The organism is Nostoc sp. DedQUE05 (assembly GCF_034530955.1).
Classification (GTDB): Bacteria; Cyanobacteriota; Cyanobacteriia; order Cyanobacteriales; family Nostocaceae; genus Nostoc.
Genome location: NZ_JAVRCB010000011.1, coordinates 166,505 through 188,722 on the forward strand (window position 1 = coordinate 166,505; position 22,218 = coordinate 188,722).

General features: G+C 41.6%; 21 protein-coding genes and 1 pseudogene. 13 read left to right on the forward strand and 9 right to left on the reverse strand.

The features are described 5' to 3' along the window. Positions 1-22: 22 nt before the first annotated feature. A complete protein-coding gene (locus RMZ42_RS10600; RefSeq protein WP_322671387.1) occupies positions 23-652 on the reverse strand; it encodes a nuclease A inhibitor family protein in 630 nt (209 codons plus the stop codon). 386 nt (positions 653-1,038) lie between these two features. Beyond that, positions 1,039-1,674, reverse strand: coding sequence for a hypothetical protein (locus RMZ42_RS10605; protein WP_322671405.1), 636 nt, complete (start codon positions 1,672-1,674; stop codon positions 1,039-1,041). 1,963 nt (positions 1,675-3,637) lie between these two features. Between RMZ42_RS10605 and RMZ42_RS10610 the strand changes: the two genes are divergently transcribed. The 5 genes from RMZ42_RS10610 (at position 3,638) to RMZ42_RS10630 (ending at position 9,053) form a co-directional block, all read left to right on the forward strand. After that, positions 3,638-4,834 carry an ABC exporter membrane fusion protein gene (locus tag RMZ42_RS10610; protein ID WP_322671406.1) on the forward strand — a complete coding sequence of 399 codons (1,197 nt, stop codon included), beginning with the start codon at positions 3,638-3,640 and terminating at the stop codon, positions 4,832-4,834. 133 nt (positions 4,835-4,967) lie between these two features. Continuing rightward, positions 4,968-6,140, forward strand: coding sequence for an ABC transporter permease DevC (gene devC, locus RMZ42_RS10615; protein WP_322671407.1), 1,173 nt, complete (start codon positions 4,968-4,970; stop codon positions 6,138-6,140). Positions 6,141-6,235: 95 nt separating this feature from the next. Further along, the gene (locus tag RMZ42_RS10620) at positions 6,236-6,940 is read left to right on the forward strand and encodes a DevA family ABC transporter ATP-binding protein (RefSeq protein WP_322671388.1); all 705 of its coding nucleotides are present in this window, start codon (positions 6,236-6,238) and stop codon (positions 6,938-6,940) included. 516 nt (positions 6,941-7,456) lie between these two features. Next, positions 7,457-8,392 carry a M23 family metallopeptidase gene (locus RMZ42_RS10625; protein WP_322671389.1) on the forward strand — a complete coding sequence of 312 codons (936 nt, stop codon included), beginning with the start codon at positions 7,457-7,459 and terminating at the stop codon, positions 8,390-8,392. 121 nt (positions 8,393-8,513) lie between these two features. Further along, positions 8,514-9,053, forward strand: a complete 540-nt coding sequence (locus RMZ42_RS10630) for a late competence development ComFB family protein (RefSeq protein WP_190909652.1) — start codon at positions 8,514-8,516, stop codon at positions 9,051-9,053. 90 nt (positions 9,054-9,143) lie between these two features. On the opposite strand, the gene RMZ42_RS10635 is transcribed toward RMZ42_RS10630, so the two are convergent. Then, the gene (locus RMZ42_RS10635) at positions 9,144-9,746 is read right to left on the reverse strand and encodes a L,D-transpeptidase (RefSeq protein WP_322671408.1); all 603 of its coding nucleotides are present in this window, start codon (positions 9,744-9,746) and stop codon (positions 9,144-9,146) included. Between the two features lie 1,226 nt (positions 9,747-10,972). On the opposite strand from RMZ42_RS10635, the gene RMZ42_RS10640 reads away from it, so the two are divergent. Together RMZ42_RS10640 and RMZ42_RS10645 are read left to right on the forward strand one after the other, a co-directional pair. Beyond that, positions 10,973-11,629: a sigma-70 family RNA polymerase sigma factor gene (locus RMZ42_RS10640; RefSeq protein WP_094352725.1), complete on the forward strand. Its 657-nt coding sequence runs from the start codon at positions 10,973-10,975 to the stop codon at positions 11,627-11,629. 166 nt (positions 11,630-11,795) lie between these two features. Next, complete coding sequence (locus tag RMZ42_RS10645; RefSeq protein WP_322671390.1) at positions 11,796-12,410, forward strand: anti-sigma factor family protein; 615 nt, start codon at positions 11,796-11,798, stop codon at positions 12,408-12,410. 9 nt (positions 12,411-12,419) lie between these two features. Here the strand turns inward: RMZ42_RS10645 and RMZ42_RS10650 are convergent, their stop codons facing one another. Together RMZ42_RS10650 and RMZ42_RS10655 are read right to left on the reverse strand one after the other, a co-directional pair. Next, positions 12,420-12,875 carry a gamma-glutamylcyclotransferase family protein gene (locus RMZ42_RS10650; RefSeq protein WP_322671391.1) on the reverse strand — a complete coding sequence of 152 codons (456 nt, stop codon included), beginning with the start codon at positions 12,873-12,875 and terminating at the stop codon, positions 12,420-12,422. 116 nt (positions 12,876-12,991) lie between these two features. Then, on the reverse strand, positions 12,992-13,183 hold the full coding sequence (locus tag RMZ42_RS10655) for a hypothetical protein (protein ID WP_322671392.1): 192 nt from the start codon (positions 13,181-13,183) through the stop codon (positions 12,992-12,994). 14 nt (positions 13,184-13,197) lie between these two features. On the opposite strand from RMZ42_RS10655, the gene RMZ42_RS10660 reads away from it, so the two are divergent. The 6 genes from RMZ42_RS10660 (at position 13,198) to RMZ42_RS10685 (ending at position 19,469) form a co-directional block, all read left to right on the forward strand. Next, positions 13,198-13,353 carry a hypothetical protein gene (locus RMZ42_RS10660; RefSeq protein ID WP_322671393.1) on the forward strand — a complete coding sequence of 52 codons (156 nt, stop codon included), beginning with the start codon at positions 13,198-13,200 and terminating at the stop codon, positions 13,351-13,353. 249 nt (positions 13,354-13,602) lie between these two features. Next, positions 13,603-16,248, forward strand: a complete 2,646-nt coding sequence (gene leuS / locus RMZ42_RS10665) for a leucine--tRNA ligase (protein WP_322671394.1) — start codon at positions 13,603-13,605, stop codon at positions 16,246-16,248. Between the two features lie 183 nt (positions 16,249-16,431). Then, positions 16,432-16,758 carry a DUF433 domain-containing protein gene (locus RMZ42_RS10670; RefSeq protein WP_322671395.1) on the forward strand — a complete coding sequence of 109 codons (327 nt, stop codon included), beginning with the start codon at positions 16,432-16,434 and terminating at the stop codon, positions 16,756-16,758. Between the two features lie 3 nt (positions 16,759-16,761). Continuing rightward, positions 16,762-16,893 (forward strand): DUF5615 family PIN-like protein, encoded by a 132-nt coding sequence (locus RMZ42_RS10675; RefSeq protein ID WP_322671396.1) that lies wholly within the window; start codon positions 16,762-16,764, stop codon positions 16,891-16,893. Beyond that, a complete protein-coding gene (locus tag RMZ42_RS10680; RefSeq protein ID WP_322671397.1) occupies positions 16,887-17,102 on the forward strand; it encodes a DUF5615 family PIN-like protein in 216 nt (71 codons plus the stop codon). Before RMZ42_RS10675 ends, RMZ42_RS10680 begins: the two co-directional genes overlap by 7 nt. 1,212 nt (positions 17,103-18,314) lie before the next feature. After that, positions 18,315-19,469, forward strand: coding sequence for an alanine--glyoxylate aminotransferase family protein (locus RMZ42_RS10685; RefSeq protein ID WP_322671398.1), 1,155 nt, complete (start codon positions 18,315-18,317; stop codon positions 19,467-19,469). Between the two features lie 311 nt (positions 19,470-19,780). Here the strand turns inward: RMZ42_RS10685 and RMZ42_RS10690 are convergent, their stop codons facing one another. From RMZ42_RS10690 to RMZ42_RS10705, 4 genes and pseudogenes are all read right to left on the reverse strand, one after another. Then, positions 19,781-20,008 (reverse strand): DUF2949 domain-containing protein, encoded by a 228-nt coding sequence (locus tag RMZ42_RS10690; RefSeq protein WP_292736094.1) that lies wholly within the window; start codon positions 20,006-20,008, stop codon positions 19,781-19,783. 510 nt (positions 20,009-20,518) lie between these two features. Beyond that, positions 20,519-21,025, reverse strand: a complete 507-nt coding sequence (locus tag RMZ42_RS10695; protein WP_322671399.1) for a DUF192 domain-containing protein — start codon at positions 21,023-21,025, stop codon at positions 20,519-20,521. A gap of 151 nt (positions 21,026-21,176) precedes the next feature. After that, positions 21,177-21,863, reverse strand: coding sequence for a response regulator transcription factor NblR (gene nblR, locus RMZ42_RS10700; protein WP_099103317.1), 687 nt, complete (start codon positions 21,861-21,863; stop codon positions 21,177-21,179). 137 nt (positions 21,864-22,000) lie between these two features. After that, positions 22,001-22,218 (reverse strand): annotated as a pseudogene (locus RMZ42_RS10705) (hypothetical protein); the annotation flags it as partial.

Here is a 22,218-nt window from a genome sequence, read left to right on the forward strand (position 1 = left end):
ACAATCAACGAGCAACATATTTTTAGGGATTGTAATCAAAATCACTTTCTATATAAATGCCAGTTACATCTCCAGCATTGGTTTGACCAATGACATATATACATTCACGATTCCAAAAACTACATCTAATCATTCTTAAATCGGAAAGATTTTGTGTCAAAAATTGATTTATTTTTTGATACTTGGGGTAAAAATTAACCATTTCATCTTTGTCCCATCTCCAAGATAAAGCTTCTGGGCTAAATTCATAAAATTTAGCAATATCAACCATTCCTGCTCGATGTAGAGCTATTAACAGAGCTTTTTCTTTAGAGTTTGCTATCCCCGTGACTAAATAATGATTGAATCTATAATCATAACCACCACCGTAATAACCATAAATACTAATAGGTTGTAATTGATTGATGATTTGCTGAAATTCATCTTTCAATTTAGCGGTATTGCTATCCAAAGATGACTGCATTGTTAAATCAGGTATATTAGAGCATTTTATTTCTCCTTCTAATCTTGTCTCTCTAGCAACAGTTTGAGAAAAACAAAACCAATTATTTTCTTGGTTTTGCCCTAACACAACATAAAATGAATAGGCAGGAATTTGACTGAATTTAAAAACTTCTATATTGTAGATATTTTTTTGGATGGTATCAGCCAATGTCTGATATATCTTTGCTCTTTCATCAGCTAATTCAGAACTGATAATATCTTCATCTTCATAGTCACCAGGATCATCATCTGGGTTTAAATAACCGCGACGTTCTAATGCTTGCCAACTTTTTACAGCAACATCAATATCCGTTAGAGTTATCCATCCTCGATCGTATCCAAGATTAAGTAAACTAAAATCCCCTTTTTGAGTTACATCCCAAAAGAAAGGTTCTAAACAGGAATTTTCATTATTTGGTAAATGGAAATTGAGGTATTGCTCAGTTATAATTTCGAGAGTAGCTAAGATTTTTTCGGTTTCAAAATTTATAAATTAGCTATAATTAATTTTAAGGTTGATACTTGAGCAAATTATTTTTTTATTTACGATGATTATCATAACGATGCTTGTAGCAAAGCAGTTTGAAATGGTTGCAACAGAATACCAATAATTTTCTCAACATCATTGATATAGTATTCAACTATATCAATGTATGCTGTTAGTCCTTCCAACATTAAAAACCGCCAGTTAGTTCCACTAGTGACAACTCCATAGATTGTCTTAACTTCTTGTTGAGTATTTTGATTGAATGATTGGGCAGCTATCATAGTGGCAATACATTGTCCTAAACCACCTTTTATATTTTCATTTTTCGCCTCAACAATTGTCATTACAGGCGCTTTAATATAAAATTGTTCTTCAGAACCAGAGAGAATGAAATCACAAAATCCATTTAATCCTTTACTACTATCTACATCAAAATCTGTTCCAGAAAACAGTGATATTCGATAATTCAACTGTCGTCTAACTTCCGTCAGAACTGGCATAATTAGTAATTCTGAACGCGCTTTTTCAGTGTTAATAGCAGTTGCTAGTTGAGTATATTCTTCTAAGAGCGTTGTTAAGGTAGCGGAAGGTTGAATAGACGACACATCTTTGAATAAATTGCGCTTTTCATCAATTACAAGTTGAAACGTTTCTCGAACTTTGGCAAGTGTTCCAGAATTATCAGCAACGGCGTAGCGTTCCAGCCAGGATGCAGACTGCGCTGCTTGAGTCAAGACTTCACGGGGAGTTAGCGGGTGGAGGAGTGTCACGAACCGCACAAAGGCATTTTCTGAACTCGCGTATTCTGCAAGTATGCTTACTAAATCATCAGTGCTGGGGTTGTAGAGGCGGCTGAGTCCGCGCAACGTGGGACTAGTTTGGCGGGTGGTGGGTTGGACAACTAAATCGCGGAGGGTTTCGCGGATGGATGCAGGTGTGTTGGGATTTTGAGCAACTGCGTGGCGGACTTCGACTTTTTCATCGTTTGCCAGTTGTGTCAGTATTGTTTCAGGTAGGTTAGAATTGCTAGCCGCAGCAGTGCGTACACTGGAGTTTTCGTCACCTGCAAGAAGTTGTAAAACAGTAATTGGTGTATTGGAGTTAGTCGCTACTTCGTTAAAAAATCGCTCTAAAATACTAGTTGGTAAATTTTCCCTTCTTTTCAAAAGCTGCTGTTGAGTTGGAAATAATTGATGCAATATTTCTTCCGTTGCATTCCTATGTTCTGCGACAGCTGCTTGTATCGCTTTATCTTGATTTTCTGCCAACACAGCCAACACATCTGCCGGTGTTTCTGGATTCTTCGCTACCGCTAACTGAATTTTATACACCGCATCTCCAGCCAACTGCATCAGCGTCTCTGCTGTCGCTGAGGGATTTTGCGCCACAGCCAACCGCACCCACGCCCAACGACTCTGCCCCAGCATCCCTAGCTGTTCTGCATCTGTATTCCAGTCAGAGGCAATGGTATGCTGCCCTTCTACCAGTTCAATTAATGGTGGTGGACAACTGGGATTAAATTTCACCGCCAACCGCACTGGTAATTCTAAATCACCCGCTAACTGTTCCAACACTGCTGACGGCGTTTCTGGCGACTCTGCTACCTGCAAGCGTGGTTCTAAAGTTGGCTCCTGTGCCAGTCGCTCTAACAGTTGCAACCGATAGCGCAAGGGCATTTGGGGATTTCGTAACCCTTGAATTAGTCGCTCGGCTGGAACCCACTCGCTGAGAAAGCATGGTGGTACTGGGCCTAACTTTAGCAGTTCTACAGCGAGGCGATCGTTTTGCCCTAGTTGCTGTTGTTGCAGCATCGTATCTACTGCTTGCTGCCATCCGTCTGTTAGTTCACCAGCCAAATTTACGTGCAAACTTGCAGCTTGTGCTACCTGCTCATCAGGACTATTAACTAGAATCTCTAGGAGACTACGCGGTGTCTGATGAAAACTAGCAACGGCTAATTGCAATGCTACTGACTGTTGCAATAACTCCTCTGGCGCTGACAAAAAACTTTGCAAATCCGATCCGCTAACTGGCTGAAGAGGTTGCATGGCTGTATAACTAAAAATAGTACAATTATACTATAAAAAATGCGTCAAAACTATTGTGAAAGTTCTGTATCACTATCTTTATAATTCCCAATAGCAAACATAATTAATACAGCAATCCTATTTGATTTGTGAAAATTGCAAGCTACAGGTATCCCAATGCGGTTTAGTTAACGTTATCTTTGAATGGGATTATAGCGGTTCTTCGCTGAGTGAGGTACATCATGTCATTAAGAAACACTATAATCATCAAAATTTGATATAAATTTCCACCGATCGCAATCACAGCAAATATTTTTTGTTATTTACTTAATTTGATTGTGATTGTTGGCGCTGTTACAACCCGGAATTTTAAAACCGTTTACTATACCTGAGTACTTTCATAAAACAAAAGTAGTTTGCTAAAAACATAAACCTCTAATTCGGTAGAGATATTCGTTGTTATCCTAACCAGCTAAATCACTTCATCTAAGTAAAAGCTCAACAATTTCCAAATTATTTTATGGACTTGGAAGTTATAAATCAAGAATAACTGACTAAAGAAGTAGCAATTAGCAAACAAGTACGGAGAAAAGCCTAATCTGTTCTTTTTTCTGCGCCACTAGTTAAGAGGTAATCTATGGTGCGAAACTCAAAGCTAGGGTACAGAACGTCCCCTAAGTCTATTCTGCGTCCATCCGTTGCTATAGGTATAACTATATCTTTATTGGTTGGCGGCATAAGTTTTTATATAGTAAAACGCGGGCAAAATTATGCCAATCAAGAGGCACAAGTGCCAGCAACACAATTGCCACAATTAAAAACAGTAACAGCTTTAGGGCGACTCGAACCACAGGGAAAGGTAATTAAACTCTCTGCTGCGGTGTCTGCGGAAGGAAGTCGGGTAGAAAAGTTATTAGTGAAAGAGGGGGATAAGGTAAAAGCAGGACAAGCGATCGCAATTTTGAACAGCCGCGATCGCCTCCAAGCAGCATTAAAAGAGGCGCAAGAACAGGTAAAAGTAGCCCAAGCAAACCTAAGCCGCACCCAAGCAGGTGCTAAACGCGGTGAAATTGCCGCCCAAAAAGCTGCGATCGCTCGTCTAGAAGCCGAACGCCAAGGTGATATTAATGCCCAAGCCGCGACAATTGAGCGATTTCAAGCCGAAGTGCGTAACGCTCAAGCAGAAGACGAACGCTATCAGCAACTATATCAACAGGGCGCAATTCCCGCCTCGCAACGGGATAGCAAGCGTTTAAACTTGGAAACCGCTCAAAAAACCTTGCAAGAAGCCCAAGCACAGTTAAATCGTACCCAATCAACTAGTCAGCAACAAGTTAAACAAGCTACAGCAACACTCGATGAAATCGCCGAAGTGCGCGGAGTGGATGTAGAAGCTGCTAAAGCAGAAGTCAATCGTGCCCTAGCAGCGATGAATCTGGCAAAAGTTAATCTAGAACAAGCTGAAGTGCGATCGCCCCAAAATGGACAGGTATTTGAGATCCATACCCATCCTGGAGAATTAGTATCAAATGATGGCATTGCAGATATTGGACAAACCAGCCAGATGTATGTCATCGCCGAAGTCTACGAAAGCGATATCGGCAAAGTGCATTCAGGACAGCAAGTGCGAATCTTTGGTGATAACCTCCCGATTGAATTGCAGGGAATCGTAGATCGCAAAGGCTTGCAAGTGCGACGGCAGAATGTCATTAACACAGATCCCGTCAGCAATATCGACAACAGAGTAGTAGAAGTCCACATTCGACTAGATGAAACTTCCAGCCAAAAAGCCGCCACCTTAACCAATATGCAAGTTAAGGCAGTAATTGAATTGTGAAAAGGGCATTGGGCATGGGGCATTGGGCATGGGGCAATTGGACATTGGTTATTTCCCTTGTCCCCCTTGTCCCCCTTGTCCCCCTTGTCCCCCTTGTCCCCACTCCCCACTCCCCAACCCCCAGTACCTAATGATGGGATTGCTCAAACAACTGCGACGGCGAACTCCTCTAGGATGGCTGCAATTGAATCATGAAAAAAGCCGTCTTTTAGTGGCATTATCAGGCATTGCCTTTGCGGATCTTCTCATGTTTATGCAGCTAGGTTTTCAGACTGCGCTGTATGACAGTAACACCAGACTACATCGCAGTTTGCAAGCAGACATTGTTTTAACCAGTCCCCAAGCCCGTAACTTAGCAAGCTTGTCTACATTTTCTCGGCGGCGACTTTACCAAGCAATGGATATACCAGGGGTGAAGTCAGCACAACCAATGTATTTTAACAACACAATCTGGAAGAATCCCCAAACACACCGTGAGACAGGGGTGTTAGTTATCGGCTTTAACCCAGACAAACCAGCCTTTGACTTACCAGATGTTAACCAGCAATTGCAAGCGATCAAAATGCCGGATACCGTCTTGTTCGATCGTGGTGCAAGAGGAGATTATCAAAAAGCGATCGCTCAAATTGACCAAGGTAAAACCCTGACTACTGAAATAGAACGGCGCACAATTACCATTAGTGGCTTATTCCAAGTCGGGGCTTCCTTTGGCTTTGATGGCAACCTGATTACCAGCGATCAAAACTTTTTGCGGCTATTTTCTGGGCGACAGTCGAGCAGTGTCAGTCTAGGTTTGATTCTTCTGAAACCAGGCTATGACTCGAAAAAAGTAGCAGCAATGCTCAAAGCCTACCTCAGAGATGATGTCAGAGTATTAACCCACGCCGAATTTATTGAATTTGAGAATAACTTTTGGAGAACAAATTCCCCAATTGGGTTTATTTTCAGTCTAGGTGTATCGATGGGATTTGTGGTAGGCACGATCATCGTCTATCAAGTCCTCTCTAACGATGTTAATGCCCACGTTCGAGAATACGCCACCTTCAAAGCAATGGGATATCGCAATTACTACCTACTAGGTGTGGTGCTTGAAGAATCGTTGATCTTGGCAGCATTGGGCTTCTTTCCCGGACTGGGAGTGTCCTTAGTGCTTTATCAACTGACTCGCAGTGCTACAAATTTGCCCATGTACATGACTGCAATTCGGGCATTGCAGGTATTAGTACTGACCATCATTATGTGTACAATTTCCGGTGCGATCGCCACCCGCAAACTCCAAGCCACCGATCCCGCTGATATGTTCTAAAAATTGTCATTTGTCATTGATCATTTGTCATTTGTTACTCAAAAGGACTAATGACTAAGGACAAATGACAATCATCACGAGTAATCGAGCTATTTATGACTAGCAAACCCGTCATCTCTATTAAAAATCTCGACCACCACTTTGGTCACGGCTCACTCTGCAAGCAAGTTTTATGTAATATCAACTTAGAGATTAATGCTGGTGAAATTATTATCATGACTGGGCCTTCTGGTTCTGGAAAGACTACCTTACTAACCTTAGCGGGTGGGTTGCGTTCTGCTCAATCTGGTAGTTTGCAGGTGTTGGGACGAGAACTTTGTGGTGCTAGTGCTGAAGAACTAGTGCAAGCGCGACGCCGTAACGGTTATATTTTCCAAGCACATAATTTGCATGGTAGTTTAACGGCACTCCAAAACGTCAAAATGGCTTTAGAATTGCACAAACATCTTGGGTTAAAAAAGATGCGAGCTAGGTCAGCCCAAATGTTAGAGCAAGTAGGATTGGGAAATCATTTGCATTACTATCCTGATAAACTGTCTGGGGGACAAAAACAACGAGTAGCGATCGCTCGTGCTTTAGTCAGTCATCCTCAAATAATCCTCGCGGATGAACCCACCGCTGCCCTTGACAGTCAATCAGGACGAGATATAGTCAATCTCATGCAAAAATTGGCAAAAGAACAAGGCTGTACCATCTTGATGGTTACTCATGACAACCGCATCCTAGACATTGCCGATCGCATAGTTCAGATGGAAGATGGCATACTCAAGTCAAAAGTAATACTTTCAGCCTCAAGTTAATTAACGTATTCCCTGATTCAGAGTTGATTTATAAAGTAAATCTGAAGTGTGGCGTGGCAGACTCACATTTTTGCCTTAGTATCATAGTTTTTTGGCAACTAAAGCGCTATTCTCAGTAAGTTTTAAAATATTTCCAAATGGTATGTATATAGTTTAATTTATCTTCACTGACTTACTTACCTAGTTTAAGTAATTTCCCCATACCAATTTCAACCTAACAATGTGATATTAGTGTCCAGTTGAAAAAGTGTCCAGTTGATTCCAAGATTTCCTTCAAGTATTATTTATGTAATCACAGTTAAATTTTATGCTCATTGCCAATGTCATACACCTTGGTTATTAGAGTTAAAACCAATTTCCTAAAATTACAGATAAAATGATTTGCCCTTGCAATCCATAAGTACCTGGAGAATTTCCGAAAATTTATGGTTGTCAACAACATCGGCTTCAAACAGGAAACACTAGCGATAATAAGCTAATCTATTTTCCAATACAAGCAAGGGTTTTTGTAGTTCTATGATTATTGAGAATAGCGCTAGTAGTTCAAACAAAAATTTGCTCGGTTTTGATGTCAAAACTTTGACAGCCAATTGCCGTGCAATAAATGTGTTAAAGGGAATATTTGCTGTTCTCCCGATGACCTTGGCATTACCTGTAGATGCTTTGCAAGTAAAGGTGATTCCAACTAATCCTAAATTAGGGGATACACTCTCGGTGCAGATTAATCTAGATAATCCAGAGAATAGTACAAAACCAACAGTAGCCAGTGGAAAGAATACATACCCAGCCTTTGAAATTGCGCCCAATCAGTATCGGGCTTTTGTTCCCACAACTCCATTAGAAAAAGCTGGAACTAGAACACTTCGGGTTGCGGGGGATGGTCAAGTGCAAAACTTAGCAGTGAATGTGCTTAATCGCAAATTCCCCGTACAACGTATTACTTTGCCACCTGGTAAAGCTGGAGTGGATGCTACAGAGTATGAACTTAAGCGTGTGGCAGCTTTTAAGGCGCTACAAACACCAGAAAAGTATTGGAATGGAGTATTTCTGAAGCCAAATGCAGGGCGGATGAGTACAAACTATGGTGTACGTCGCTACTATAATGGTACATTTGCAAAAGACTACTATCATCGTGGTCTTGACTACGCTGGTGCTGCCGGTTCACCGGTAATTGCCCCAGCCGCTGGGCGAGTTGCTTTGGTAGGTAGGGTATCCCAAGGGTTTCGGATACACGGTAACGTAGTTGGCATTGACCACGGTCAAGGAGTAACTAGTATTTTCATGCACCTGAGTCGTATTAACGTTAAAGAAGGTGATTTTGTGAAAGCTGGTCAACTAATTGGTGCAGTAGGTTCAACAGGTGCTGCCACGGGGCCACATTTACACTGGGGTCTATATGTCAACGGACAATCTGTTGATCCAACACCTTGGCGAACTAAGGTTGTTAACTAGTAGAGGCAGAATTGATCCTGTCTTTGCATAATTTGTGTATTTTTTGCTGAGAATTAGGCAAAATAAATTGGATTGATACCGTCCCTACCAAGCTTTGCCAACATAAATGATGATAAGCGTTATGAGTATCGAAAAAATTGTAGAACAAGCTCTCCAGGATGGTTATTTGACACCAGCTATGGAAGCAGAAGTCGGTAGAATCTGTGATAACGCCTCGGAACTCTCAATTGAAGAGTATATGGCGTTAGATCGCCTGATGGGTGCGTTATTGACTGGTGAGGTAGTGGCGGTACCTCGCAAACAATTCATTAACGTTATGGAAGAATTGGTGCTGACAGAAGCGATCGCCCGAGTCGCAGAAATTGAAGCCACCAGCGAAAGTTCTTTAGATGTCGGGGATATTGCCGCTTACGCTCTCAATCGGCTACCACCTTTGTATGCTACTACAGAAGAGGGTGCTAACTTCCAGCGCCAAACGGCTCAGGCACAACTGCAAGACTTAATTTCTCAACAAATAAGCGAGGCGATTAACCGTTACCTCGATCGACCCAATTTCTTCCCAGAACGGCAAGCATTGGGTAAAAATACTGGCAATGAGGTTGTACGCCAAGTTAGTGCTTTACTCCAAACATACGCGCCTAACTTTGAGCAAAAATTATAATTTTAAGAGTCATTAGTCATTAGTCATTAGTCATTGGTCATTTGTTTTAGACAAAGGACAAAGGACAAAGGACTAATGACTCTTAACTAATTAATCACGTACTAACACTTTTGTCCCTATACTCACTTGCTCATATAACAATCGGACATCAGAATTACGCATTCTTAAGCAGCCGTGGGATACAGCCGTTCCTACCAGGTCAACATCCGGCGTGCCATGAAAGCCAATTTCATTCCGTCCATCTGACCAAAAACCAATCCATCTATCTCCCAAAGGACTATCCGTACCAGCCTCAAATACTTTGCCAGTAATCGGGTGACGCCAGATTGGATAATGTCGCATGTGGATCACCTGGAAAGAACCTGTGGGCGTTTCCCAACCTTTCTTGCCGACAGCAATGGGATAGCTGGCGATCACCTCTTCTCCTGTATATACATAAGTGCGGCGATCGCTTAAATCAACCACCACTTGCGTCTTGACATTTGCCAGCCTACTAGATGGTACTTGTTGGGCTGAAGCCTGAGACCACAGACCTTTTGGCCAACTATCTGCAACTGGATTTTGTCTTTCTACTGGCGCTACCAGTTGCGGCTGAGTTGGTAAGTCGCTTGCTTTAGCTACATTATTCTTAATAATTTGGGGTTTAGTTTGAGGCTTAATGGTAGCAGGCTTGAGTTTAGAAGCCCTACGAATAGTTGCTTTCGCTAGATTCTTCTTAATTATTTGCGACTTAATGGTAGAAGACTTGAGTGTAGAAGCTTTACGAGTAGTTGTTTTAGCTAGATTCTTCTTAATTATTTTTGATTTAGTTTTAGGTTTAATAGCAGAGGACTTTGGTGTAAACGTCCTCTGGGCAGTCGAGCCTTGGGTAACTTCATCAGGTGGCACAGATCCACCCAGCGCAATTTCCCCCAAACTCACTTGGGAAAGATTCTTGTAGACTCCTTCAGTCCGGCTTCCCTTAAGATTGGTTCGGGTAGAATCTCGCCGCATCGAAGTAGATGCAGACTTCTCATACTGCCGTTCCGCCGTACTAATGCGCCAATGGACAGCTAAGGATAAAAATGCTGTGCCAAAACAAAGCAGCATTACCATACGCCCTACAGATTCGTTTCTTACCATTGCCATCGCCTATTGTTTATCCCTGACATATCCAGCCGAGCAATTGGATGAGTTCATCATCCGGTCATCAAAAATTTATCAATACTTATCATTTCCGCTATAAATCTGCCAACACCTCTGGGCAAACTAAGACTATGCAAATTTTCCCAGCGGCAAAACTTCAAGTGAGCAACCTCATTCCTCCAAAGTTTTGAGGGTCGTAAGCCTCTGTTCGGACTTTTTAGTGGAACTCTTGAAATGTAGCAATCAATCATTAATGGTGTAGGTGGATGAAAAACCATGTTTGAAAAACTATTGCTAGCGGTAACAATTACATTTTCCCTCAATTTATTTTTTCAAGTTCGCGTACCAGAGCAACATAACTCTAGTACTGCTTTCGGTCCACAATCAGAACAATCAGCAACTATTCTGGTAACGAAATCAAAAAATTAAATCACCATCTTAGCAACCACAGCAACCTAACTTCCAGAAATTATTACCCGAATTTTAAAGGTATCAAGAAGTTAGAATTACAAAATTTTATCTTCATTTTTATAGCTAAATTTAATTATCTCGAGCAAGCGTATATACCCAGTTGCTAAAAGTACTAAAATGTGCATTATATCGCGCCTTTGTTCGTTGATAGGTCTTAGGCAACTATGGGAGCAGTATAAGGAAAAGTGGCTCTGCTTATTGCTACAAATATATCCAAAATTGTCTGCTTCAGTGTTCCAGTCATAAATCCGTCACCTGAGCATGGAACTTCTGTACCATTAGCAGGTCTAATAGATAGGGATGATTTAGAGCCAGTACGATCTATGAGTCAATCGATTACTGTATCCTGGTCAACGGTTGATGCAAAGTATCCAGAAGCATCAGTGCAAGTTGACAAACTCCCTAACCACGATTTAATTTTGCGCTGTCAAGCCGGACTGCGACCAGATCGTGCTGCTTTTGCGGAACTATTACGCCGCTATCAAAGTCAAGTCGATCGAGTTCTATACCACTTAGCTCCAGATTGGCCTGACAGAGCCGATTTGGCTCAAGAAGTTTGGATTCGAGTGTATCGGAACATTAACCGATTACAAGAGCCTGCTAAATTTCGGGGCTGGTTAAGCCGCATTGCCACGAACTTGTTTTACGACGAGTTACGTAAACGCAAGCGGGTGATGAGTCCTTTGTCACTGGATGCTCCCCGTTCCTTAGAGGACGGCGAGATGGATTGGGAAATCGCTGGTGATACCCCAGGCCCTGAAGAAGAACTGACAACGAGAGAATTTTACGAGCAATTGCGGGAAGCGATCGCGGATTTACCAGAAGTTTTTCGTACTACCATTGTCCTCAGAGAAATCGAAGGCATGGCTTATGAAGAAATTGCCGAAATCACTGGAGTTTCTCTAGGAACAGTGAAGTCCAGAATCGCCAGAGCTAGATCGAGGCTGCAAGCCCACTTGCAGAATTATCTAGACTCCTAATTTTCTTAATTTACAGTATCTTGCTTCTGCCCAATGGCAGAATTTAAGCATAGATTAAAAATTACTAGAAAGACGTAGATTGTTTCTGCCTAAAGGTAGAAAATTGGCTAATTTTCCCAAAATTCCCGCCCAGTTTACCCGTGTATGAATTGGTAATAATGTTAAGATGACTACTGATTCTCAGTTTTACGACCGTTCTCCTTTGCAACTTCCTCAAGATTTGTCAGATGGAATGGCCAAGCATACCAATGAATCAACGGGTCTTATGGATATGGTGAAGCGCGATCGCTTCGAGTTATTGAGTGCTTACCTCGATGGTGAAGTCACAGCCACCGAACGCAGGCAAGTAGAAGAATGGCTGGCAAATGATGCCTCAGTTAAATGTTTGTATGCCCGACTGTTAAAACTGCGCCAAGGTTTGCGGACGCTCCCAGTGCCAGCAGCCCAACAGTCGCCAGAAGAAACAGTTCAGCAAGTATTAACACGTTTGCGCCGCCGCTCCCGTTTAAACTGGATAGCGGCAGGTGCAGCTGTTGCTGCTTGTGCGATCGGTGCAATATCTGGCTTAGTAGGTGGTGGTTCGATGGTGCCGCAACTGGCGCAACAACCACAAAGAGAACCGATACAAACGTCCTCAGCGTCTATAGTTCCCCCTTCCCCGCTGATGGTGGGACTAAATAACCCGGTAATTGAAATTCCGAAAGCAGCAGTAGCCTCTCCAGAAAATTCAATTTATCAGGTTCAGCCGCAACGACACGACCCCAAACAGGACATAAACTAATCGCAAAGTTTACAGTTCAAAACTGTACTCTAGGGTTAAACCACAGCCGCTCCACCAGCCGCTAGGTTGGAGTAAACCTCCTAATTGCTCAACTTGTTCTAGAGTCATTAAATAAACCCAAGCCCAACTATAAGAGAGCGACTGTGGCTCATAAACCTCGATAATTTGTCGATTATAGAGGTTTTCTGGTGTTTGTCTATTTGGCTGGTAATCTTCCAGCACATCTAGCTCATTTAAAATCTTAGGGTTGGAAAAAGAGAGTAAATATCCGTAAACTTGGCTATTCCCTAGCGTCATCGCTGGGTAGCCCATTGGCAGAGCAAATAATTTGCCTTGTACAATGGCTGTTTTGACATCAACTACTTTGCCAGCACAGTATCTTTTATAGTTAGCTTCACCTGGCTTAAGCGTGCCGTAGACAAAAACCCGTACTAAATCAGTAAATTTTAGATTTGATTCAACCATCGCCTATTTTAACCATCTAACTTGACAGCAATCAAAACCTATGATGTTGAATACCTCTAGATATCAGTTCTAGAGGTATTTTTGTTTACTCAGATTAAAAGTTAAACAATTAAGTACTACTCTTGCCCTTTATTTTTATCTAACTTCTCTTGAATAGCTTCTCTACAAAATTCAGGAGGGTTATCTTGTTGCTGCACTTCCTCTTTCATTGTCTTAGTCATGCGTATATTCATTTTCTCGGTCAGTGGCTCCTCTCTGTCAGTAGTAAATTTTTTTAAATTTTCTGGATTTGCTTTAGGATTAGCCATTGTTGAGAGATGAGATGAATTCACCCACTGATGAGCAAGCAGCACTGATTAAGCTGACGATGGAAGGCAAAGCTATGAGCTATCCTGACAGATACGACCAAGAAAATTTGCTTAACTTGCACAAAGCTAAGATACACCTTGAAATGGCTATCGGATTGCTAACCCAGTAAATCAGTTTAGAACCAAATACATCTAGTCCCCAGCATCCTAAGCTTAGGGACTTTTTTATGCACTATATACCTAAACTTGTTGAACTTTAGGGATATAAAATAGATAGAAATAGGGGGTAGAAAGAAATAGTAAATTGATTTTGTAAATTAAATTAGAAAATTACTAGACAGATAATTCCCTTAATATAGTGGTTCAAATGTACTAGTAAGTAAATGCTAGAAAATTAGTAGAAATAAAGTGTAACAGGCATGAAACCATTGGAAATACGTGATTCTGTAGATTCCCGATATAACCCAGCAGCAATTGAGGAAAAATGGCAAAAAACATGGGTAGAACTTGGCTTAGATAAGACACCGACAGTTAGCAACAAGCCAAAATTCTATGCTCTTTCCATGTTCCCTTATCCATCGGGCAGCCTACACATGGGTCACGTCCGTAATTATACGATTACCGATGTGATTGCCCGCCTTAAACGAATGCAAGGGTATCGGGTAATACACCCAATGGGTTGGGATGCTTTTGGCTTGCCAGCAGAAAATGCCGCCATTGACCGTGGTGTACCGCCAGCAAAATGGACTTATCAGAATATTACCCAGATGCGGCAACAATTGCAGCGTCTCGGTTTATCTATTGACTGGGAATGCGAACTCGCTACCTGTTCGCCAGATTATTACAAGTGGACGCAATGGATTTTCTTGCAGTTTTTGCAAGCGGGTTTAGCTTATCAAAAAGAAGCGGCTGTAAACTGGGACCCGATCGATCAAACTGTACTAGCAAATGAGCAAGTTGATAACGAAGGACGTTCTTGGCGCAGTGGAGCAATAGTTGAGCGCAAATTATTACGCCAGTGGTTTTTCAAGATTACCGACTATGCTGAAGAATTACTCAACGACTTGCATCAATTGACAGGTTGGCCGGAACGCGTCAAGTCTATGCAGGCAAACTGGATTGGCAAATCTACAGGCGCTTACTTAGAATTTCCCATTATTGGGATAGATGAAAAAATCGGAGTGTACACCACACGCCCAGATACAGTTTATGGTGTTAGCTACCTAGTGTTAGCACCAGAACATCCTTTAACAAAGCGCGTCACTACAAAAGAACAACAAGCAGCGGTAGAAGCCTTTATTAAAGAGGTTTCTAATCAAAGTGAGTTGGAACGTACTGCTGAAGACAAACCTAAGCGGGGTATACCCACAGGTGGTAAGGCAATTAACCCATTTTCAGGAGAAGAAGTGCCGATTTGGATTGCTGATTATGTACTGTATGAGTATGGTACTGGAGCAGTGATGGGTGTACCGGCACACGATGTCCGGGATTTTAAGTTTGCCAAAAATTATGATTTGCCAGTTGATTTTGTCATAGCTTCCCCAGATGATGTTGCAGGTTTTGACTTAACTCCAACATCAGAGAATGATGAAGTCACTCAACTCATCCAAATTGAATATAACCAGGCATACACTGAACCAGGAATTTTAATTAATTCTGGGGCTTTTACTGGTATGACTTCCACTGATGCTAAACAAGCAATAATTGAATACGCCGAACAACAAGGTTTTGGTAAAGTACGGGTGCAATATCGCTTACGGGATTGGTTGATTTCACGGCAACGTTACTGGGGCGCACCGATACCTGTAATTCACTGTCCCAACTGTGGGATAGTACCAGTTCCCGATCGAGATTTGCCAGTACAGTTGCCGGAAGAGGTGGAATTTACTGGACGTGGTGGTTCACCTTTGACTCAGTTGGAGAGTTGGGTAAATGTACCTTGTCCAACTTGTGGCACTCCAGCAAAGCGGGAAACTGACACGATGGATACTTTTATTGATTCCTCGTGGTATTACTTGCGCTTCCCTGACGCTAAGAATGAACAACAAGTTTTCGATTCTAGTAAAATAAACGACTGGATGCCAGTTGACCAGTATGTGGGTGGGATTGAACACGCAATTTTACATTTGTTGTATTCGCGGTTCTTTACTAAGGTACTACGGGACAGAGGCTTGTTAAACTTTGATGAACCCTTCCAACGCCTCTTAACTCAAGGTATGGTACAGGGTTTAACTTATCTAAATCCTAATAAGGGTGGGAAAGATAAATGGATTCCTTCTAATCTGGTAAATTCTGCTGACCCCCGTGACCCCCAAACAGGCGAACCACTGCAACGCCTCTACGCTACCATGTCTAAATCAAAGGGCAACGGTGTAGCGCCAGAAGATGTAATTTCCAAATACGGTGTAGACACAGCGCGGATGTTCATCTTGTTCAAAGCGCCGCCAGAAAAAGACTTGGAATGGGATGAAGCCGATGTGGAAGGACAATTCCGGTTTTTAAATCGGGTTTGGCGTTTGGTAACAGATTATACTGCGGCTGGGGTATCCCATAAAAAACCCCAATCTGATTTAACTAAGGTAGAAAAGGAATTGCGGCGGGCGATTCACACGGCGATTCAAGCAGTGACAGAAGACGTGGAAGACGAATATCAATTCAATACCGCTATTTCAGAATTGATGAAGTTGAGTAATGCCTTAACTGATGCTGACGGCAAAAATTCACCAATTTACGCAGAAGGTATTCACACTTTGGTGGTTTTACTAGCACCATTTGCACCACATATTGCTGATGAATTGTGGCATTTATTGGGTGAAAGTGATTCAGTTCATACTCAAACTTGGCCATCATTTGACCCAGCTGCTTTAATAGCTGATGAAATCACTTTAGTGATTCAAGTTATGGGTAAAACTCGCGGCTCGATTCAAGTACCAGCACAAGCAGATAAAGCAGCGTTGGAAAAATATGCTCGTGAATCAGAAATTGCCCAGCGTTACATCGAAGGTAAAGAGATTAAAAAGGTAATTGTGGTGCCTGGAAAGTTAGTGAATTTTGTAGTTAGCTAAGTACAGTTTTGCATAAAATCGTGGCAAATTGAGAGTTGAAATTTAAACGCAGATGCGCTTCTCTACGAGACGCTACGCGAACGCCTTACCATAGGGAATTCGCTACGAATTAATGAAATCTTGTACTTAGCAATTGATAAAATTGTAAATTTAGCCTGACAAAACATCAGAGGATTTACATCCGTGACACTCAAAGAGTTAGAACAACAACTTCTTGCCCTCAGTCCTGATGAAAAATTGCAGGCTATACAGTTATTTGCTCAAAGTCTTGGCAACAATTGGCAAGGAATTGAAAAAACTCCTAGAGTTTGTGGTGGAGAGGCTCGCATCGCTAAAACTCGTATTCCTGTTTGGGTACTTGTGGAAGCTCGCGGTCTTGGATATAGTGATGCTGACCTTTTGACGAGCTATCCAACTATTACAGCTACAGATTTAGCTAATGCTTGGGTATATGCAGAAGCTCATCCCGATGAAATCGAATTGGCAATTGAGCGTAATGAGGTAGCCTAATCAATGGCACGGTTTTACACAGATGAGCAGTTTCCATTTCCAGTTGTAGAATTATTACGCGCTTTGGGGCATGATATTTTGACAGTTCAAGAAGCAGAAAATGCAGACAAGGTATACCTGATGAGGAAGTGCTAGCATTTGCCATAAGTCAAGAACGCTCAATATTAACTATCAACAGAGTTAATTTTATCCATTTGCATCGTCGTGATTCTAACCACTTCGGTATTTTTGTTTGCACGAATAATCGTAATTGGCAACAATTTGCAGCACGGATAGATGAGGCTGTGGCAAAAGAAGAACCTTTGCAAGGAAAACTAATTCGTGTGGTACGTCCAGTAACTTAACAAGGTTTTGATGGTACGCACAAATGCTTGAGTTATCAAGTATATGTTGCAACAATTTTTATAACAGTAGGTTCCTTGTCTGGTATATGTGTATTTAAAAACATCTATCCGATTGTCCAGAGAGGTGGACTGTTTTATTTATACACAAAAAAGCGCTTGAGAATTTTGCTTACTCAAGCGCTTTTCCGTAAAAGCTTATACCAACTCACTCGTTTGATGCAACATTTGAAATCTGCAACACTCCCTACTGAGGGAGTATTACGGGGATAACTTGTGACAAACATGTGGTGAAATGGTATCACTCCTTGCACTAACTAAGAATATCTCTTTTGTAAGAATACCGGGGATCTGGTGAGTGACACTTTATGAACTGAACACTAGTTAAAAACGACTCACCGTGAATAGTAACTAAGGAGACTAAGCACGATTGTAGCAATTTTGTAAGTATAGTATAAAAACTTATAGTTTATTACTACCCGCCGCCGACATTGCTTACTACTAAGCGCAGTATCAAAAAGTGCAGCAATTAGTAGCATAGATATCTCAACTTCTGCGTCAAATTAGTCGCTATCAAATAACCTAGAAAAGGCTTGGATATTGGTATCAAAGCGATTTTGACTCAAATAAATCATAAACGAAGGTATTGTTTAGAGAATGGCAACCCAAGAACAAATGTTTGATCCAAATAGATTGAAAAGTTTGGGTTGGGTATCTTTTATCTCTTAGCAAACGGTAACATCCAAGTCTTCTGTATAGTGTAGGGAGTTACTTCTTTCATGGAAGCAAAACACAACTTTTTCAGCGATAATTACCGCGATATTCAAAACGATTTCGCGTTTTTCTATAAAAACAACTGAGGTGGATTATGGGTAGATTTTAAGAATTTATCGTACCTGTGCCTCATCTAGATAGATGTTTCATCTTTGGCTAAAATAGCCCTTCGCCTATGAGCAGACACCTTAACCTGGCGTCTAGGTGTGTGGTAAGATTGCCTGGAACAAAAGTTTTATCTGAGTTGGAGTCTGGTATAAATTGCAAAGGTCAAGCGGACCGATCGTTAACTCCCACGATACTTTTCCTATAAATTTGGAAAATATACAACAATGCTGGTGACAATCTGAGTGGAATTTGTAGATGAATATCTAGGATTTGCTATCAGACTTAACCGACTTCCCACAATTTTGACTTTTATTTGACTTTTAGGATAGAAACATGAACGATAAGCTGATGCTGATGATTCCAGGCCCTACACCGGTGCCAGAAGCTGCCTTACTGGCATTAGCCAAGCATCCGATTGGGCATCGTACTAGTGAATTTAGCAACATATTGGCAGAGGTGACAGAAAACCTCAAGTGGCTGCACCAAACTCAAAGTGATGTGCTGACGCTGAATGTCAGTGGTACGGGTGCTGTAGAAGCGGGAATAATTAATTTTCTCTCTCCAGGCGATCGCATTTTAGTTGGCTCTAATGGTAAATTTGGCGAACGCTGGGTAGAAGTCGGTCAAGCCTACGGTTTGAATGTAGAAGAAGTTAAGGTGGAATGGGGAAAACCCTTAGACCCCGCAGTATTTGCCGAAAAACTCCAAGCAGATACCCAAAAGCAAATCAAAGCTGTAATTATTACCCACAGTGAAACCTCGACGGGTGTGTTGAATGACTTAGAAACCATCAACCGCCACGTTAAAGAACACGGTGAAGCTTTAATTATCGTTGATGCCGTTACTAGCTTGGGTGCATTCAATCTACCTGTGGATGCTTGGGGTTTGGATATCGTCGCTTCTGGTTCCCAAAAAGGTTATATGATTCCGCCGGGATTGGGTTTTGTTTCTGTCAGTGCCAAAGCTTGGGAAGCTTACAAAACTGCGAAGCTACCGAAATATTATTTGGACTTAGGCAAATATCGCAAAGCTACAGCCAAAAATACAACTCCATTTACTCCGCCTGTGAACTTGATCGTAGCGTTACACACGACGTTACGAATCATGAAAGAGGAAGGCTTGGAATCAATATTTGCTCGACACGAACGGCTGAAAAATGCTACTCGCGCTGCCATAAAAGGGTTAAATTTACCTTTGCTTGCAGCAGATAATTCTGCTAGTCCGGCGATTACAGCTGTAGCACCACAAGGAATTGAACCCGATAAAATTCGGTCATTGATGAAAAAACGCTTTGATATTGCTTTAGCTGGTGGTCAAGATCATTTGAGCAATAAAATTTTCCGTATTGGTCACTTGGGTTTTGTGAGCGATCGCGATATCCTTAGCTGTATTGCATCCTTAGAAGTTACCCTCACAGAACTTGGCTACGAAGATTTCACCCCTGGTTCTGGCATAGCAGCAGCAGTTAAAGTGTTTAGTCAGTCCTGAGTAATAAATCAAAAGAGCGAGTTAAATTATCAACTCGCTCTTTTGATTTGTATATAGAGTAGAAACCTTTGCATAAGGTAGAGTTGATGTCACATACCTCAATCCTTTTAAATAACACCAAGTTGCCCTAGATAGTATTATTTGCTCTGAAGAAAGTCGTACTGTATCTTTGACACCAAACAAGACTAACTTTGGCAACTTAGTATCATCCAAAATTGGCATAAATAGTATTGTTTGAGATTCTGCTAATATGCATTTGGTAGAAACTTTTAAGTCAAAGTCTAAAAACTACAAGCCAAAATTGCTATAACCTACGCCGTCTCTAGCCAATCATAAATTTGTTCTAATTGCTCTAGAGTAACTAACCCATATTGCCAAAGAATCATTGCCAAAGGACCTGGGTCTTGCTCCCGATGCCGAAGTGCCACCGCTAGTGATGCTGTGGAAATTGCCAAATCTTCTTGCAAAAAATGAATCAGCCGAGAATATTTTGATGGTGACATTTGTATCTCACCTCCTTGTGCAGAATGTATTGTCATATATCAGTTCACCATTACTCGGTAGACAGTAGCTAGTATTTCATCTGTGACTGTGCCGTTTTCGGCCATACACCCCAGCACAGTTTTTGTTAATCCGCCTTCAACAGAGGCTTCTTATAGATGGTCTGAGAAATAAAAATTCTCATACAAATCATCTGCTAGCTTATTAAGCAGTATTTTTACTTAATTAAATTGGCTTCATCTTATTTACCTTTGTGTTTTATTTAATTACACAGGTAGTAATAAAGATTCCATAGCCTATACTCTCTTATTGGCGACTATTTACACTTACGCCCAAGGGAATATTTTTGAGACTAAACCTGAAAACTGCGATTTCCGGTTTGAGACAGTAGAATTTTACATTATTACCACAGTTTTTAAATAGTAGCGTTACAAGTGCTGTTTGACCACATACAGTGACATTTTTTACAAAAAAAACATATATTTCGACCGTATAGGCTCTCAACCGAGTAATTACCCAAGTTTTTATCTCCGCAAAGCACTAAAGTTTCAAAACTCAATTTTGAGAATATCGCCCACTTTCAACTTCAATTCGGCAGCTCTTCCAGAACGAAGTTCAATCACCTTATCGATTGGTGTATTGGGGCCATAGGTAGGACAAGGCTCACTTGTACAAGGAGGCGCAGCAGCCTGAATATATTTAACTACACCTTTATGTAGAAATACCATGTCCAGGGGTACAGGTACATTCTTCATCCAGAAACTGACTGGTTGTGCTGAAGGGAATCCAAACAGCATTCCCCGGTCATCTGGTAAAGCTGGGCGATACATCAATCCCATCGCTTGCTGTTTTGGCGTCTGCGCTACCTCTAATTGAATCGTTGTACCATTAGGCACAATAGCTTTAGCAGAAATTGGTAGTTTTTGACCTAAACTTTCTGGTGCTGGAGTTTTAGAATCAGAGGTGGGGCTGGGAGATTTAGCTGTCGTTGGCACAGAACAACCCATCAGAAAAATACTCAGCACTATCGAGAGCAAACTTAGCCGACGAGTCATATAGCTTTTCGATTTTGTTATTTAGACTTCAATTTTACAGTGTTGTAGGCAGAAAAACCCCTTGGCTGGAAGGCACTAGCACCCAAATTTACATTCCCAATCCGAAACTGGGAATGAGGCAAGGAGATAGGCAAACTCCCGCTATAGTATACTAGGATTCTCTTAAAACGTACCCTACGCCTCGCACTGTTTGAATCAGGCGCTTTTGACCTTCATCTTCGATTTTTAACCGCAAGTAACGGATGTACACTTCAATTACATTTGACTCACCCAGAAAGTCGTAACCCCAAACATTTTCTAGAATTTGTTCGCGGGTTAATACCTCACGGGGATGTTCCATTAAGAATTTTAATAGTTCAAATTCCTTCATTGTCAGGTCAATTGGTCGCCCGTTGTGTATGGCACGGCGAGTTGCTATGTCTAAAATTAAATCCCCAAAGCGTAATTGCTCTGTGGTATCTACATCAGGTTTCAAGTAGAGGCGAATCAATTTCAAAAAGTCTTCTGAGCGGTAAGGTTTGAGGATGTAATCATCCGCTCCAGCTTCTAGACAAGCTACACGATCGTCAACTGTATCCCTTGCCATTAAAATCAATACAGGCGATCGCATACCAGTGCTTCTCATATTTTTGCACAATGAGAGTCCTGATTCTCCTGCTAGCATCCGGTCTAAAACAATTAAAGCAGGTTGGCGATCGCGACAGTGTTGTAAACCACTCGTTGCGTCATGAGCCAAAATTGATTCGTAACCGGCCTCTTGCAAATCGCAAGAAAGCTGATTTGCAAGGCTCTCATCGGTTTCAATCACCAAAACACAAGGACTTTGAGCAACTGTCATAACAATTTGGGATATTGGATTTGGGATTGTAAAGATATTCCAGAGAAAATCTTTACATCAGTTATAAAGTGCAATTACGAGCTTTTAGTGATGTAGCAATTCTGAATTGACGCGCTGCTAAGGATGTTTTAGCACGTTCAGGTGTCAGCTATCGAATTCTCGGATGCAATCTTAATAACTAACTCCAAATTCCATATCCATACCAGTAATTCTGGAAGGAAATCAGCTTTCTTGGGCATGGGGCATAGTAGCAGAGGAGAAGTTACACTAAGTTTTTCCCCTCTGCCCCTCTGCTTCTTGTGCCCAATGCCCAATGCCCAATGCCCAATGCCCAATGCCCAATGCCCAATGCCCA

What these genes read in the sequence shown, in the direction of transcription:
- devC (WP_322671407.1), top strand. Translation starts at nt 4,968, where the DNA reads ATGGGATTGCTCAAACAACTGCGACGGCGAACTCCTCTAGGATGGCTG.
- RMZ42_RS10620 (WP_322671388.1), top strand. Translation starts at nt 6,236, where the DNA reads ATGACTAGCAAACCCGTCATCTCTATTAAAAATCTCGACCACCACTTT.
- RMZ42_RS10625 (WP_322671389.1), top strand. Translation starts at nt 7,457, where the DNA reads ATGATTATTGAGAATAGCGCTAGTAGTTCAAACAAAAATTTGCTCGGT.
- RMZ42_RS10630 (WP_190909652.1), top strand. Translation starts at nt 8,514, where the DNA reads ATGAGTATCGAAAAAATTGTAGAACAAGCTCTCCAGGATGGTTATTTG.
- RMZ42_RS10640 (WP_094352725.1), top strand. Translation starts at nt 10,973, where the DNA reads ATGAGTCAATCGATTACTGTATCCTGGTCAACGGTTGATGCAAAGTAT.
- RMZ42_RS10645 (WP_322671390.1), top strand. Translation starts at nt 11,796, where the DNA reads ATGACTACTGATTCTCAGTTTTACGACCGTTCTCCTTTGCAACTTCCT.
- RMZ42_RS10650 (WP_322671391.1), bottom strand. Translation starts at nt 12,875, where the DNA reads ATGGTTGAATCAAATCTAAAATTTACTGATTTAGTACGGGTTTTTGTC.
- RMZ42_RS10655 (WP_322671392.1), bottom strand. Translation starts at nt 13,183, where the DNA reads ATGGCTAATCCTAAAGCAAATCCAGAAAATTTAAAAAAATTTACTACT.
- RMZ42_RS10660 (WP_322671393.1), top strand. Translation starts at nt 13,198, where the DNA reads ATGAATTCACCCACTGATGAGCAAGCAGCACTGATTAAGCTGACGATG.
- leuS (WP_322671394.1), top strand. Translation starts at nt 13,603, where the DNA reads ATGAAACCATTGGAAATACGTGATTCTGTAGATTCCCGATATAACCCA.
- RMZ42_RS10675 (WP_322671396.1), top strand. Translation starts at nt 16,762, where the DNA reads ATGGCACGGTTTTACACAGATGAGCAGTTTCCATTTCCAGTTGTAGAA.
- RMZ42_RS10685 (WP_322671398.1), top strand. Translation starts at nt 18,315, where the DNA reads ATGAACGATAAGCTGATGCTGATGATTCCAGGCCCTACACCGGTGCCA.
- RMZ42_RS10690 (WP_292736094.1), bottom strand. Translation starts at nt 20,008, where the DNA reads ATGACAATACATTCTGCACAAGGAGGTGAGATACAAATGTCACCATCA.
- RMZ42_RS10695 (WP_322671399.1), bottom strand. Translation starts at nt 21,025, where the DNA reads ATGACTCGTCGGCTAAGTTTGCTCTCGATAGTGCTGAGTATTTTTCTG.
- nblR (WP_099103317.1), bottom strand. Translation starts at nt 21,863, where the DNA reads ATGACAGTTGCTCAAAGTCCTTGTGTTTTGGTGATTGAAACCGATGAG.